Below are 14,198 nucleotides of genomic sequence, written 5' to 3' on the forward strand. Positions count from 1 at the left end.
CAGCGTTGCTTAAGTGGATCGCATGACCACCCCCACCGCCTCCGACGCCCCGCTCCGCGTCGCCCTCGTCGGCTACGGCCTGGCCGGCTCCGTCTTCCACGCCCCGCTGGTCTCCGCGACCGACGGGCTGGTCCTCGACACGGTCGTCACGTCGAACGAGGAGCGCCGGGCCGAGGCTCTCGCCGCGTTCCCCGACGTCCGCCTCGCCGCCTCGCCGGACGAGCTGTGGGAGCGCGCCGACGAGCTGGACCTCGTCGTGATCGCCACCCCGAACCGGACGCACGTCCCGCTGGCGACGGCCGCGCTGAAGGCCGGGCTGCCGGTGGTCGTGGACAAGCCGGTCGCCGGGACGGCCGCCGAGGCGCGCGAGCTCGCGGCGCTCGCCGAGGCGCGCGGGCTGCTGCTCTCGGTCTTCCAGAACCGCCGCTGGGACAACGACTTCCGCACCCTCGCCGGGCTGATCGCCGACGGCGAGCTGGGCGAGGTGCAGCGCTTCGAGTCCCGCTTCGAGCGCTGGCGGCCGCAGCCGAAGGGCGGCTGGCGCGAGTCGGGCGACCCGGAGGAGATCGGCGGTCTGCTGTACGACCTGGGCAGCCATGTCGTCGACCAGGCGCTGGTGCTGTTCGGCCCGGCGGTCCAGGTGTACGCCGAGTCCGACGTACGGCGTCCGGGCGCGGCGGCGGACGACGACACCTTCATCGCGATCACCCACGCGGGCGGGGTCCGCTCGCATCTGTACGTCAGTGCCACCACGGCCCAGCTCGGCCCGCGCTTCCGGGTGCTGGGCTCGAAGGCGGGCTATGTGAAGTACGGCCTGGACCCGCAGGAGGCGGCCCTGCGCGAGGGCCTGCGCCCGGTGGCCGGTGAGCCGTGGGGCGAGGAGGCGGAGGAGCTGTGGGGGCGCCTCGGCTCCGGCGAGTCCCCGCTGACGGGCGGCGGCGCCCCGGTCCGCACGCTGCCCGGCGACTACCCCGCGTACTACGCGGCCGTCGCCGCCGCCGTACGCGGCACCGGCCCGAACCCGGTCACCGCGCTCCAGGCCGCCGCCGCGCTGGACGTCCTGGAGGCCGCGCGCCGTTCGGCCCGCGAGGGTGTCTCCGTCACCCTCCTCCCCCACCACGACGAGGACCGGCAGACGAAGGAGCAGCAGGCATGAGCGCCATCTCCCCCACCGTCTCCGAGCTGATCGCCCAGGAACGGCGGCTCGTCCTCCCGCGCTTCTCCCACGACGACGCGTTCGCGCTCGGCAGCCTGCTGGTCGCGCTGGCCAGGGAGCGGCAGGCACCGGTCGCGATCGACATCCGGCGCGGCGCGCAGCAGCTCTTCCACGCGGCGCTGCCCGGCTCCAGCGCGGACAACGACGCGTGGATCGACCGCAAGCGCAAGGTCGTCGAGCGGTACGGCGAGAGCTCGTACCTGGTGGGCACCCGGTTCCGGGCGAAGGGCACCACGTTCGAGGAGTCCTCGCGCCTGGACCCGGACACGTACGCGGCGCACGGCGGTTCGTTCCCGATCGCGGTGGAGGGCGCGGGCGTGATCGGCACGGTCACGGTGTCCGGGCTGCCGCAGGCCGAGGACCACGCGATGGTGGTCGAGGCGCTGGAGCGGTTCGCGGCGACGCCGGGGGTCTGAGGAGCGTACGTACGGGGCCGGGGCGCACTCCCGTACGTACGGGGCCGGGACACGCTCCCGTACGCACGGGGCCGGGCGCGCTCCCGTACGCACGGGGCCAGGACACGCTCCCGTACGTACGGGGCCGGGGCGCGGTCACAGCGCTCCCGGCCCGCTCGGTCCTTCATACGTCGGCGGCGGGGGGGCTACGCCCCCTTCAGCTCCTGCCGCTGCCGGCCGAGCCCCTCCACCTCCAGCTCCACCACATCGCCCGCCCTCAGGTACGGCTTCGGTTCGGGCTGCCCCATCGCGACCCCGGCGGGCGTACCGGTGTTGATCACGTCGCCCGGGTAGAGCGTCATGAAGTGGCTGAGGTAGCGGACGACCTCGCCGACCGGGAAGATCTGCTCGGCCGTGGTGCCGTTCTGCTTCAGCTCGCCGTTGACCCAGAGCCGCAGCGGCAGGGCCTGCGGGTCGGGCACCTCGTCGGCGGTGACCAGCCAGGGCCCCAGCGGGTTGAACGTCTCGCAGTTCTTGCCCTTGTCCCACGTGCCGCCGCGCTCGATCTGGAACTCGCGCTCCGAGACGTCGTGCGCCGTCGCGTAACCGGCGACGTGCGCGAGGCCCTGCTCGGCCGTCTCCAGGTAGCGGGCGGTGCGCCCGATCACGACGGCGAGCTCGACCTCCCAGTCGGTCTTGCGGCTGCCGCGCGGCACCAGGACCGTGTCGTCGGGCCCGACGACGGTGTCGGGGGCCTTGAAGAAGAGGATCGGCTCCGCCGGGATCTCCGCACCCGTCTCGGCGGCGTGGTCGTGGTAGTTCAGCCCGATGCACACGATCTTGCCGATACGCCCGAGCGGCGGGCCGATCCGCAGCCCCGTCGCGTCCAGGGCGGGCAGCACACCGGGCGCCCCGGCGGCCGCCCGTACCCGGGCGAGCGCGGAGGCGTCGGCGAGCAGCTCGCCGTCGATGTCGGGGACGATCCCCGACAGATCACGCAGCGTCCCGTCGCGGTCGAGAAGTGCGGGGCGCTCGGCGCCCGCCGTACCGACTCGAAGCAGCTTCAACGGTCCAACTCCTCTTGGTCGAGGTGGTGGCCCTCCGGCGGGTTGCGGCCGGCGGAGGACTTGGCCGATCGTCCAAGAGATGCGATCACTCCGCAAGACCTCGTTCACACACTGGACCGGCGCACCGGCCGCCCCGATTACGCCGCCGTGGCCATGGCGCCGCCGCCGACCGGCAGGTCGCGGTACAGCCAGGCCCGCTCGACAGCGGTCCAGGTGGTCGTGGTGACGACGTACAGGGCGGCGGCCAGCGGCACGACGGCCACGGTGATCAGCGTGAAGAACGACATCAGCGGCATCACCTTCGTCATCGCGCCCATGCCGGGCACGGCCTGTCCGTCCGGGCCCGCGGCGGGCGTCATCGGGTTGGCGGCCAGCTGCCGCTTGGTGCGTCCGTAGTTGAACGTGGCGACGGCGGTGACGATCGCGAAGAGGCCCAGGTAGACCCAGCCCTGGCCGCCGAACACGCCGCCGTGCGCGAGCGCGTCGTGCCAGCGCCCGCCGAGCGGTGCGCCGAGCAGGTCGTGGCTGAGCAGCGCGTTGGGCTCGCCGCCGATGGAGCCGCTGGAGAACAGGTGGTAGAGCAGGAAGAACGCGGGCATCTGGAGCAGGCTCGGCAGGCAGCCGGAGAGCGGCGACACCTTCTCGGCGGCATGCAGCTCCATGATCGCCTTCTGCATCCGCTCCGGGTTCTTCCCGTGCTTCCTGCGGAGTTCGGCGATCTGCGGCTGGAGCCGGCTGCGGGCCTTCTGCCCGCGTGCGGCTGCCCGCGACAGGGGGTGGACGGCCAGCCGGACGAGCGCGGTGAACAGGACGATCGCGGCGGCGGTGGACGCGGTCTGGAAGAACGGCTGGAGCAGGTCGGCGAGGGAGCCGACCAGGCTCGCGAAAGCGGACATGAAGGCGGACATGGGTGAGCCCTCCGGGGGTCTCGTCGTGCCGGGAGGTACCTGCGATGAGGTACGGGGTGATCACTCGGCATGACGACCGGCGCGGGGGCACCGCACGCCGCACAGGTAAGAGGTGCGGGTTGCGGCTGCGCTACGCGGCGGCCGTCAGGAGGGCGTGCCCGGGTGCCCGGGGCCGCGTTCGGCCCCGGGCGTCGGGGTCTCGTTGTGGGAGGAACGCGGTGCGCTTCTCCCGGTCCCTGATGGCCGTACGGACCCGGGTGCGGGGCACCGGGGACGCGCAGCGGGCGCTGATGACGGAGCAGGCGAGGAGCGCGGATCCGGCGGCGGCGGTGGCGGCGAGCGCGACGGCCGCGGAGAGGCTGCCGCCCTCGGCGAGGAGGACCTCGGTGAGGAAGAGGACGAGGAGCCCGGCGGGCCGGAGCAGCCGGGCGAAGGCGCGGCGCAGGGCGTTGGCATCCCGCACGGCACACCTCCTGCCCTTCGTGAGACTCATTTCGTGAGGCTCATTCCCGCCGTACGAGGACGCGTACGGCACTCCGTTCGTTATACACGATGATCGGATGTGCTCCGGGCGGCCCGGGTGGCCCGGGCGGCGGCGAGGGGCTCGTCGTCCTCCCCCACTGGATCATGGGCCAGCACTTCGGTGTCGGGCCGCGGATCCGCGTCGCGGGACCCGGCGAAGGTGACGGCGAGCGCGACGGCCAGATTGGCGGCGAGGGCGACGAGCCCGGCGTTCACGCCCCCCACCGGATCGTTCCCGCTGAAGACGAGCGCACAGACCACCGCGACGCCGACGATCAGCCCGCTGAACGCGCCCCGGAAGGTGAGCCGCCGCCAGACGAGGGCGAGCAGCACCATCGGCAGGAGCTGCGCCATCCCCTCGTACGAGATGAGGGAGAGGCGTACGAGGGTGTTGGGGGCGGTGTACGTGAGCAGCAGCGCGAGGCCTCCCGCGACGACCACGACGACCTGGGCGGCGGACTTCTGCCGCTCGGCGAGACGCGGCACGAGCGACAGCACACTGCGCCCCCACATCGTCCCGATGACCAGCATGAAGACGGCCATGGGCACGATGGAGGAGAGCGCCGCGGCGACCCCGACGACGCCGACGGCCCAGGCGGGCAGCGCATCGACGACCAGCTTGAAGAGCGCGAGGTTCGACTCCGCCCCGGCCAGCCCCGGCACCACGAACAGGGCGGCGAGGCCGAGCAGCATCGGGACGAAGAGCAGGACGTTGTACGCGGGCAGGTACATGGCGTTGCGGCGCAGCGCGTCGGCGTTCCGGGCCCCGAGGTATCCGGCGACGGTGGTCGGGAAGATGACGACGGTCAGCGAGTTCAGGAACGTGGTGCTGATGAACCACAGCTCCCCGAACCCGCTGCCGCCGCCGTCCCCGCTCCCGCCGCCCCCGCCCCCGTGTCCCGGAAGGGTCAGCCAGTCGCTCTTCTCGGTGACGAGCCGGTCGAGGAAGGGCCCGAACCCGTCGAAGTAGTGCAGCGGGACGTACAGCGCGAGGAACCCGAGGGTGGCGATGACCAGGACGTCCTTCAGTACGGACACCCAGGCGCTGCCGCGCAGCCCGCTGACCACGACGAAGCCGGTGGTGACGGCGAAGGCGACGAAGTAGGCCCAGTTCAGGCTGACGGCCCCGTAGGAGATGACGGAGAGGACCACGCCCATGCCGGTGATCTGGAGCTGGATGTACGGCAGCAGGAACACGGTGGCCAGCACCGCGACCACCGCGCCGAGCCAGGGCCGGCCGAAGCGGTGGGCGACCATGTCGGTGATCCCGACGAGGCCGTGCCGGCGGGCGTACGCCCAGAGCATCGGCCCGACGACGTACCCGATCGCGTAACCGCACGACATGTACGCGACGACGTACAGCACGGGCGCCCCGTAGTTGTAGCCCCAGCCCGCGGCCCCCAGATAGCTGAAGCTCGTGTAGCCCTCGCCCGCCATCAGCACCCAGATGAAGACGGGACCCAGACTCCGCCCGCCCACGGACCACTCGGCGAGCCCGCCGCCCTTGCCGCGCCCGCGCAGGGCGAGGAGACCGAGGGCGACGGTGGCGACCATGAAGACGGCGAAGACGGAGGTGGCGACGGCGGCGTTCACCGGCGGTCCCCTCTCCGCGCGAGCCATACGGCGACGGGGGTGAGGAGGGTCGCCCCGAGGAGCCACACGAAGAGGAAGGGCACGCCGAACACGAGGGGCGTGACCCGGTTCGCCAGCGGCAGCAGACCGAGATACAGAACATAAGGGACGAGCAGCCACAGCAACTGGGGGCGTCGTCTGATCACTCCGAACACCCAGGGACCCTACGCCCCCTGATCCCCGGGGTCTCCCTCACCGCGGGCGCATCGAGGTGAGCTTCCCCCAGACGATGAGCCGGTAGCGGGAGCTGAACTCGGGGGTGCAGGTGGTCAGCGTGAGGTAGTAGCCGGGCGCGCTGTAGCCGACGGAGGTCGTGATGTTGCTGCGCGGCACGGGTGCGATGACCCCGCTGTCCGAAGGGGCGGTCCGCGCGAGGCGTTTACCGACGGTGTACGTGTAGACGGCGTCCCGGGTCTCGACGGTGATCCGGTCGCCGCTCCGCAGCCGGTCGATGCGCCGGAAGGGTTCGCCGTGGGTGTTGCGGTGCCCTGCGAGCGCGAAGTTCCCGGCCTGCCCGGCCTGCGCGGTGCGGGCGTAGTGCCCCACGTACCCCCGGTCGAGCACCCCGCCCTTGCTGGTGCCCTCGGCGACGGGGGCGGTGAGCCCGATCCGGGGGATGCGGAGCACGGCGTACGCCTGGTCCCAGCGGGGGGCTGACCGGGGACGGACGGGGGCGTTCTCCCGCGCCGCCGGGGCGTCGGCTCCCGCCGGGGCGTCGGACACCGCAGGGGCGGCCGGCGCGGCATCGGCCCCGCGGCCGGAGGCCGGAGGACGGGGGCTCCGCTTCCCCACCTCCCCGTCGGCGACGACCGGCTCGTCCCACTCCCGCTGGAGGCTCCGCACGGTGCTCCCGGCCTCGGCGCGGGCCTCGCGGTTGGTCCACCACAGCTGGTGGGCGACGAGGAGCAGCAGCACGACACCGAGGGTCACGCCGAGCTCGGCCGACACCCACAGCCCCCGGGCGAAGAGCCGCGACGCACCCCCGGCACGGCTTCGCACGACCGGCAGCGCCCGGACCCCCCGTACAGGTGGAAGTCCACGCCCACGCCGATGCCCCCGCCCCGGGCCCCGCCACCGTCCCCGCCCCCGCCCAGCGCCCCACTCCCGCAGCATCGACGTCACCTCTCCGCTCCACCTCGGCGCGCACGACGCCGTACGGGCACTGGCGCACGGTACGGGCACTGGCGCACGGTAGGGGCAAACCCCACAACTCTCCAGACTTCTCCCCCTTCTCATCCCCCGCCCTCTCCTCCACGCCGCCGCCGTCCGGCAGTACCGTGTGGTCCATGCGCCCCGACACGCCTGCCGACCACACCACCGAAGCCGAGCGTCTGCTCCGCACCGCGGCGCAGTACCCCGAGGACCACGAACCGCTGATCCTCCAGGCCGCCGCCCACCTGGAACTCGCGGGCGACCGCGCCCGCGCGAGCACGCTCTACGACGACCTGCTCGGGGCCCCCGAGGCCACCGTCGACCACCCGCACCTGATCAAGGCCCTGAAGGCGGCCAACCTCTGGGAGTACGGCCACGAGGCCGAGGCCCGGGCGATCATCGACGGCATCCGTACCGCGGGCCCGCTGGACGCGGCGCCGTGGCAGGTGGCCGCGGAGACCCTGGAGGCGCACGACGAGCTGGAGAAGGCGCACGACTTCCTCTCGACCGCGCTGACCCTGCTGCTGGCCCCCGGCGAGGAGGTCCCGTACGCCGTCCAGTCCCTGCTGACCGGCCGCCACCGGGTGCGCAGGCTGATGGGCCTGGACCACGACGCCTGGGACGAGCTGGCCGGCGAGCTGCACACGGCCCCGGTCCCCCTGGACGAGCTCCACGACCCCAAGCGCCTGTGGTCGCTGGGCTCCTCGGACCCGGTCGAGCTGAAGGCCGAGATCACCCGCCTCCGCGCGGAGCTGGGCACCTACCGCACGGCGCTCTCCCGCCCGTTCCCGGTCGCCGTCCTGCACTGGCCCGAGGACGAACTGCGCGAACTGCTCACCGCGTACCCGGCGTTGACCGAGGAGTACGTGGACCGCGCCACGCACCTGGACCGCCTGGAGACCGCGCTCCGGGACCTCCACGCGACGGGCACCCCGAATCTGGGCATCGTCACCGGCACGGTCCCCTCGTACGAGGCGTTCGCCGCCTCCGAAGCCGCGTCCCCGGCCACCCCGGGCCTCCTCCCCCAGTACGCCACCACCCTCGCCGCCCGCGGCCGCGCCGTCCCCTGGCCCCCGTCGCGCACGGCTGCTTGCTGGTGCGGGAGCGGGGAGGCCTATGGGCGGTGCCACGGGGTCTGAGCCCCGTGTCCGACGGCCGCGGCCCGGAACAGCGCACGACGGGTGCGGGGTCCCGGGCCGCGTCGTTCGCGAGGGCCGGCCGACGTCAGGGCCAGGTGATTCACGCGATGATTCCCGGACGCCCGACCTTTCCCATACGATCACATTTCAACAATCAACTCAGGGCCGACGTCCCCACACGGGCCCCGTTCATGTGTGTGAGGAAGTCCCCATGCCGCCCTATCAGCCTTCCGCGGACTGGCAGTACGAGATCCCGACCGCGGGAAGCAAGCGCCTGCCGCCCGCGGCCCGTTACGTCGAGTCGCTGACGCACCAGGGATACGGCTTCGAGGCGGCCGTCGCCGACCTCGTCGACAACTCCATCGACGCGGGCGCCCGTAACGTCGTGATCAGCTTCCTCCGCGACGACCAGCGGCTCGTGGGGCTGCTGGTCGTGGACGACGGCTCCGGCATGAACGACGAGACGCTCGACACCGCCATGACGGTCGGCGGACGCCAGGAGTACGGGGACAGCGCGCTCGGTCACTTCGGCGCCGGCCTCAAGGCAGCCTCGCTCTCGCACGCCGACTCCCTCACCGTGATCAGCCGCACCAGACGCAGTCCGTCGACCGGTCGGCGCTGGCTGACCGCCAGCGCCCGGGCCGACTTCACGTGCGACATCGTGGACCCCCGCTACTGCCAGGCGCTCGTCGACCGCTACGACGGCCTGATCGAGTGGCACGGCACGATCGTCCGCTGGGACCGGGTCCGGGCCTTCGAGACGATCACCGCCGGCCAGGCCGACCGCTTCCTGAACGACGCCATCGAGAAGCTGGAGACCCACCTCGGTCTCCACCTCCACCGCTTCCTGGCCCGCGACGACTTCAACGTCGACATCGTCGTCGAGGACGTGACGACGCGGGAGGAACTCGACCACCGCGGCGTCGAGCCGATCGACCCGTTCGGCTACCGGGTCTCCGGCCGGCCCGGCTACCCGCGCACGTTCACCGCACCGGTGGAGGGCGTCGGCGACGTCCCGCTGACCGCCCACATCTGGCAGCCGAAGTCCCCGCTGGTGAGCTTCCGGGGCATCGGCCCGCTCGCCGAGCGCCAGGGGTTCTACATCTACCGCAACGACCGGCTCGTCCAGGCGGGCGGCTGGAACAGCACGCGCAGCCCGGAGGGCCACCTCGCCCTCGCCCGGATCGCCGTCGACCTGCCGGCCGAGGCGAACGACGTCTTCAGCCTCACGGTCAAGAAGGACGGCGTGACCGTCACCCCGGCCTTCGCCCGCGGCCTGGAGCAGGCCGCGGACAGCGCCGGGAACGACTTCGCGTCCTACGTCAAGGAGGCGGAGGCGACCTACCGGGAAGCGGCCCGGCGCGCCACCGAACCGCAGCGCAAGGCGGTCCTCCCCGCCGGCAAGGGCCTGGACCCGCGGCTGAAGCGCACGCTGCGCGACGAGCTGCCCGAGCTGGAGGGCGAGGACCCGATCACGTTCCGCTGGGACAGCCTGCGCTCCGACGTGTTCTTCGAACTCGACCGCGAGGAAAGGGTGGTGAAGCTCAACAAGGAGTACCGCCAGGTCTTCAACGGCGGGCGCCGGGGCGGTCTCAACGATGCCCCGGTGGTGAAGAGCATGCTCTACCTCATGGTCAACGAGATCTTCCAGAAGGAACGGGTCCGGGCCACCCACATCGACAACATCGCCCTGTGGAACAGCGTCCTCGTGACGGCCGCGCGCTGCGAACTCGCGCGCTGACCCGTCCCGTCGCGACAGCCCCGTTCCCACCGGAGAAGAGATCCGCCACATGACCGACCACCTGCTCCACCTCCATGGCGACGTCCTCGCCGCCATGCGCCGCGGGCCCAGGGACTTCGCCAGGCTCGCCTTCGCCCTCGCCGAGGAGGAAGAGCCCGCCGACACGGAACAGGGCCGGTTCCGGGACCGTGTCGCGGCCTCGGGCCCGGGCGACGAACTGACCACGCTGTGGCATCGGACGCTCACCGCCTGGGATCTCGCGGAGCAGGCGGACTGGTCCGCGGCCCCGCCCCGTACGGACCAGCGGCGTGCGGACGCGTACGAACGCCTCGGCTTCGACGCCGGCCTGCGCAAGGTGCTGGACCACGCGGTCCCGGTGTTCAAGGAGCCCGGCCCCACGATCATCAGCACCACGCCGACCTCGTGGTACTCGCGCGACACGGCCGCGGTCCGGTCCTTCTACTGGACCGCGTACGAGGGACTCCTGCGCCGCAAGGGCTGGTCGGACGCCGCCGTGGCGGGCCTCGACGAGGCGAGCCACGCCGTGGTCGAGCGGCTCGCGGACCCGATGCGCCCCGACGCCTACGGTGCCCGGGGTCTGGTCGTCGGATACGTCCAGTCCGGCAAGACCGCCAACTTCACGGGCGTCACGGCGAAGGCCATCGACGCGGGCTACCGCCTCGTCATCGTCCTCGGCGGCACGCTGAACCTGCTGCGCGGGCAGACCCAGCGCCGCCTGGACATGGAGCTGATCGGCCAGGAGAACATCCTGCGCGGCGCGGACCCCGACGACCCGGAAGCCCTGATCGGCGTCGACTACCAGGACGACGAGGACTGGCCGGAGAAGTTCGTGAGCCACCACGGCCGCCCGTCCACGCTCGGCGCCTTCGACATCGAGCGGCTCACCACCCGGGACGACGACTACCAGAGCCTCGCCACCGGGATCCGCGCCCTCGAATTCGACAAACAGGTCCGCACACAGCCCCTGCACGTGCCGGACAACCTCCACCGCGCCGCCGCCCGCGTGATGGTCGTGAAGAAGAACAAGTCCGTCCTGAGCAAGCTCATCAAGGACCTCAAGAAGATCGGCGGCCCGCTGCTCTCCGAGATCCCGACGCTGATCATCGACGACGAGTCGGACCAGGCGTCCGTCAACACGACGGACCCGAAGAAGTGGGAGGAGGGCAAGGTCACCCGTACGGCCATCAACCGCCAGATCTCCGAACTGCTGGGACTCCTCCCCCGCGCCCAGTACGTCGGCTACACCGCGACGCCGTTCGCCAACGTCTTCGTCGATCCGGGCGACGGTGAGGACATCTTCCCGCGCGACTTCCTGATCTCCCTGCCGCGTCCGACGGGCTACATGGGCGTCCAGGACTTCCACGACCTGGACCGTACCGACGAGTCGGCCGTCGGGAGCGCCGAGCGGGCACACGTACGCGGCATCCACGACGACGCCGACGGAGACCGGCTCGCGGAGGCCCTCGACGCCTTCGTCCTCTCCGGCGCGCTGAAGCTGTACCGGGCGGCCCACGACCCGTCTCTGGAGAGCCACTTCCGGCACCACACGATGCTCGTCCACGAGTCCGTACGCATGGCCGAGCACACCGCCCTGGCCCTGCGGATCAGCTCGATATGGCACCAGGCCGGTTACACGAGCCAGGAAGGCCACGCCCGCCTGGCGGCCCTCTTCGCCTCGGACTTCCAGCCCTTCGCCGACGACGGGCTGCCCACACCCGCCTCGTACGAGGAACTGAGGCCGCACGTCTCCCGTGCCCGTCAGCTGATCAACTCGGGCGGGACGCCTGTGCTCGTCGTCAACGGCGACACCGAACGCGACTACGACCAGCCCGAGCTGGACTTCGACCGGACCCCCAACGTGTGGAAGATCCTCGTCGGCGGTACGAAGCTCTCGCGCGGCTTCACGGTCGAGGGTCTGACGGTGACGTACTACCGCCGCAGGACCCAGCAGGCCGACACCCTGATGCAGATGGGCCGCTGGTTCGGCTTCCGCCCCGGCTACCGCGACCTGGTACGCCTCTACATCGGCCGTGCGGAACCCGCGGGCAGGACCAGGACGGTCGACCTGTACGAGGCCTTCGAGGCGATCTGCCGCGACGAGGAGACGTTCCGCGCCCAGCTCACCCGCTACGCCACCCTGATCGACGGCAAGCCCCAGGTGACCCCGGCCCAGATCCCGCCCCTGGTCTCCCAGCACCTGTCCTGGCTGAAGCCCTCCGCCCGCAACAAGATGTTCAACGCGGAGCTGGTGGAGATCCGCTCCCCGGGCGAGTGGGTCGAACCGACGGCCTACCCGACGGCCTCGGCGGACCTGCGCCACAACGCGGCGGTGTGGCGGCCGGTGCTGGACCTGCTCGGTGCCGGCCCCGTCACCTTGCCGCGTGACATACCCGCCGGCGGCCCCGGCGACGTTTTCGAGGCGCAGATCGGCACTCTCGACCACGAGGCGTTGCTGAAGGTTCTCTGCGAGCTGCGGTGGTCGGTTCCGTCCCAGTTCTCACCCCATCTGGAGTCCCTTCTCTCCGCCGGTGAACGCGCCGACGGGATCGACGACTGGCTGGTGATCCTCCCGCGTCAGACGTCGTCCCGTCGTGTCGAGGCGAGCGTCCTGGGGTCGCGTCCCCTCTCTCTCGCCCACCGTGCTCGACGGCGGGGCGATCTCTTCGGCGCCATCAGCGAACCGAAGCATCGCGAAGCCGCGCTACGGATCGCCCGCGCGAACGACGCTGCAAGCCGGACCGGTGACGGAAGCCCTGAATCGTTGGCGCGTGAGCGGCGGGGCGTGGTCGTCCTCTATCCCGTGGTGGAGGAGAAGCCCCCGGCCGTATCCCCTGCCGGAGCGATAGCCCCGGAGCGCCTCGTCATGGCCTTCGGCCTGGTCGCGCCCCGTTCCTCGACCGTCCCGCAGGGAAACCTGGTGCGCTTCCGGACCGTCGATTCGACCAGGAGGAACTCCGTGATCATCGAACGCGGGGCGGGCGGTTCGTAGGAGACTGGTGATGATGAGCACGGTCGAACCCTCGTCCCCCGGCATCTCCGCCCGGATGAGCCGCCAGGCGAGCCGCGACACCAAGCCCGAGGTCGCGGTGCGGAAGTTGCTGCACGCGGCGGGCTACCGCTTCCGGGTCAACGCCCGGGTGCCGGACATGCCCCGGCGCACGATCGATATCGCCTTCCCCCGGGCCAGGGTCGCCGTCATGATCGACGGCTGCTTCTGGCACGGCTGCCCCGCACACGCCACGCAACCGAAGTCGAACGCTCAGTGGTGGCGGGACAAGCTGGATCGGAACATGGCCAGGGACCGGGAGACGACGGAACACCTGGCTGCGCAAGGATGGACCGTGCTGCGATTCTGGGAGCACGAGGCGCCGGAGGGGGCCGCCGAGTTGGTGGCGGCGGCCGTCGATGGACGGCGTGGAAGGAACGAGGACGGGGGCCCATGAGCAAGCTGAGGTTCGTCGATGTGTGCGCGGGGGCCGGGGGACTGGCCCTGGGGTTCGAGAAGGCGGGTTTTGACCCCGTACTGCTGTTGGACAAGAAGCGGATCGCCTGCGAGACGCTCCGGATGAACCGACCGACGTGGAACGTCCTGGAGGCGGATCTCCTGGACTTCGACCCGGCCGAGCACCGGCAGACCTACGACGTGGATCTCCTGTCGGCCGGACTTCCCCGGGTGAAGTCCAACGCGACGGTTGCGAGGGTCGAGACGGAGGAGGAACAGCGTCTGCTGGAGGCCTCGGTCCTCCTCGCCCATGCCATCCAACCGCGCGCGCTGGTGATCGAGAACGTTCCGGGGTTGGTCGACTCCCCGAAGTTCGAGAGCATCCGCGATTTCATCCGGAAGGAACTGGAGCACCTGGGCTACCGCTTCCGTTGGTTCGTTCTGAACGCCGCCGACTTCGGCGTTCCGCAGGATCGCAAGCAGGGGGTGCTCGTCGCGCTCAAGGACCAGTACTTCGACGCGTTCGAACCGCCGGTCCCGACGGTCACGGAGCATCTGCCGGTGGGTCGAGCGCTTCGCGGATCGGTGGGCGCCCGCGGTTGGCCCGGTGCCGACGCCTGGGCGGCACAGGCCATCAGTGTCGCTCCGACACTGGTGGGCGGCTCGGACAAGCGGGGAGGCGCGGACCTCGGGCCGACGGGTTCGAAGAAGGCATGGGCTCGGATGAGGGTCAACGGCGGAACGGTGGCCGACGAGGTTCCGGGCCCGAACGACGACGTGTCCGGGTTGATCAAGCTCACGGACGCGCAGGCGGCGATTCTGCAGGCGTTTCCGCAGGAGTGGCAGTTCGCGGGAAAGAAGACCGCCCGCTACCGGCAGATCGGTCACGCCTCTCCGCCGCCGGTCGGAACGGCGCTCGGCCGGGCCGTCGCCACCGCCCTGAAGGGCTGATCCGCGCGCCGG

The 14,198-nt window shown here is 71.6% G+C and carries 13 protein-coding genes; 7 read left to right on the forward strand and 6 right to left on the reverse strand.

Annotated elements, in window-relative coordinates; genetic code table 11:
* The first annotated feature begins 22 nt into the window (after positions 1 to 22).
* Together ACH4KB_RS35500 and ACH4KB_RS35505 are read left to right on the forward strand one after the other, a co-directional pair.
* Entirely contained in the window at positions 23 to 1,156 is a 1,134-nt protein-coding gene (locus ACH4KB_RS35500) for a Gfo/Idh/MocA family oxidoreductase (RefSeq protein WP_398070825.1), read from the forward strand.
* Positions 1,153 to 1,632 (forward strand): heme-degrading domain-containing protein, encoded by a 480-nt coding sequence (locus tag ACH4KB_RS35505; RefSeq protein WP_398070827.1) that lies wholly within the window; start codon positions 1,153 to 1,155, stop codon positions 1,630 to 1,632. Before ACH4KB_RS35500 ends, ACH4KB_RS35505 begins: the two co-directional genes overlap by 4 nt.
* Before the next feature lie 185 nt (positions 1,633 to 1,817).
* Here the strand turns inward: ACH4KB_RS35505 and ACH4KB_RS35510 are convergent, their stop codons facing one another.
* From ACH4KB_RS35510 to ACH4KB_RS35535, 6 genes are all read right to left on the reverse strand, one after another.
* Positions 1,818 to 2,678 carry a fumarylacetoacetate hydrolase family protein gene (locus tag ACH4KB_RS35510; protein WP_398070829.1) on the reverse strand — a complete coding sequence of 287 codons (861 nt, stop codon included), beginning with the start codon at positions 2,676 to 2,678 and terminating at the stop codon, positions 1,818 to 1,820.
* 137 nt (positions 2,679 to 2,815) lie between these two features.
* On the reverse strand, positions 2,816 to 3,586 hold the full coding sequence (locus ACH4KB_RS35515) for a YidC/Oxa1 family membrane protein insertase (protein WP_398070831.1): 771 nt from the start codon (positions 3,584 to 3,586) through the stop codon (positions 2,816 to 2,818).
* 130 nt (positions 3,587 to 3,716) lie between these two features.
* Complete coding sequence (locus ACH4KB_RS35520; protein WP_003968911.1) at positions 3,717 to 4,049, reverse strand: DUF6412 domain-containing protein; 333 nt, start codon at positions 4,047 to 4,049, stop codon at positions 3,717 to 3,719.
* Positions 4,050 to 4,129: 80 nt separating this feature from the next.
* Complete coding sequence (locus ACH4KB_RS35525; RefSeq protein WP_398070833.1) at positions 4,130 to 5,701, reverse strand: sodium:solute symporter; 1,572 nt, start codon at positions 5,699 to 5,701, stop codon at positions 4,130 to 4,132.
* Entirely contained in the window at positions 5,698 to 5,895 is a 198-nt protein-coding gene (locus ACH4KB_RS35530) for a DUF3311 domain-containing protein (protein WP_398070836.1), read from the reverse strand. Before ACH4KB_RS35530 ends, ACH4KB_RS35525 begins: the two co-directional genes overlap by 4 nt.
* A 37-nt stretch (positions 5,896 to 5,932) precedes the next feature.
* A complete protein-coding gene (locus tag ACH4KB_RS35535) occupies positions 5,933 to 6,739 on the reverse strand; it encodes a class E sortase (RefSeq protein ID WP_398070839.1) in 807 nt (268 codons plus the stop codon).
* A 287-nt stretch (positions 6,740 to 7,026) separates the two neighbouring features.
* On the opposite strand from ACH4KB_RS35535, the gene ACH4KB_RS35540 reads away from it, so the two are divergent.
* The 5 genes from ACH4KB_RS35540 (at position 7,027) to ACH4KB_RS35560 (ending at position 14,186) form a co-directional block, all read left to right on the forward strand.
* Positions 7,027 to 8,031, forward strand: coding sequence for an SEC-C domain-containing protein (locus ACH4KB_RS35540; RefSeq protein WP_398070840.1), 1,005 nt, complete (start codon positions 7,027 to 7,029; stop codon positions 8,029 to 8,031).
* 211 nt (positions 8,032 to 8,242) lie between these two features.
* The gene (locus ACH4KB_RS35545) at positions 8,243 to 9,772 is read left to right on the forward strand and encodes an ATP-binding protein (protein ID WP_398070842.1); all 1,530 of its coding nucleotides are present in this window, start codon (positions 8,243 to 8,245) and stop codon (positions 9,770 to 9,772) included.
* A 49-nt stretch (positions 9,773 to 9,821) separates the two neighbouring features.
* Complete coding sequence (locus tag ACH4KB_RS35550; RefSeq protein WP_398070844.1) at positions 9,822 to 12,782, forward strand: Z1 domain-containing protein; 2,961 nt, start codon at positions 9,822 to 9,824, stop codon at positions 12,780 to 12,782.
* 13 nt (positions 12,783 to 12,795) lie between these two features.
* Positions 12,796 to 13,236: a very short patch repair endonuclease gene (locus tag ACH4KB_RS35555; protein ID WP_398070846.1), complete on the forward strand. Its 441-nt coding sequence runs from the start codon at positions 12,796 to 12,798 to the stop codon at positions 13,234 to 13,236.
* Positions 13,233 to 14,186: a DNA cytosine methyltransferase gene (locus ACH4KB_RS35560; protein ID WP_398070848.1), complete on the forward strand. Its 954-nt coding sequence runs from the start codon at positions 13,233 to 13,235 to the stop codon at positions 14,184 to 14,186. Before ACH4KB_RS35555 ends, ACH4KB_RS35560 begins: the two co-directional genes overlap by 4 nt.
* The last annotated feature ends 12 nt before the right edge of the window (positions 14,187 to 14,198 follow it).

It is taken from the genome of Streptomyces sp. NPDC017520 (assembly GCF_044329855.1).
Lineage (GTDB): Bacteria > Actinomycetota > Actinomycetes > Streptomycetales > Streptomycetaceae > Streptomyces.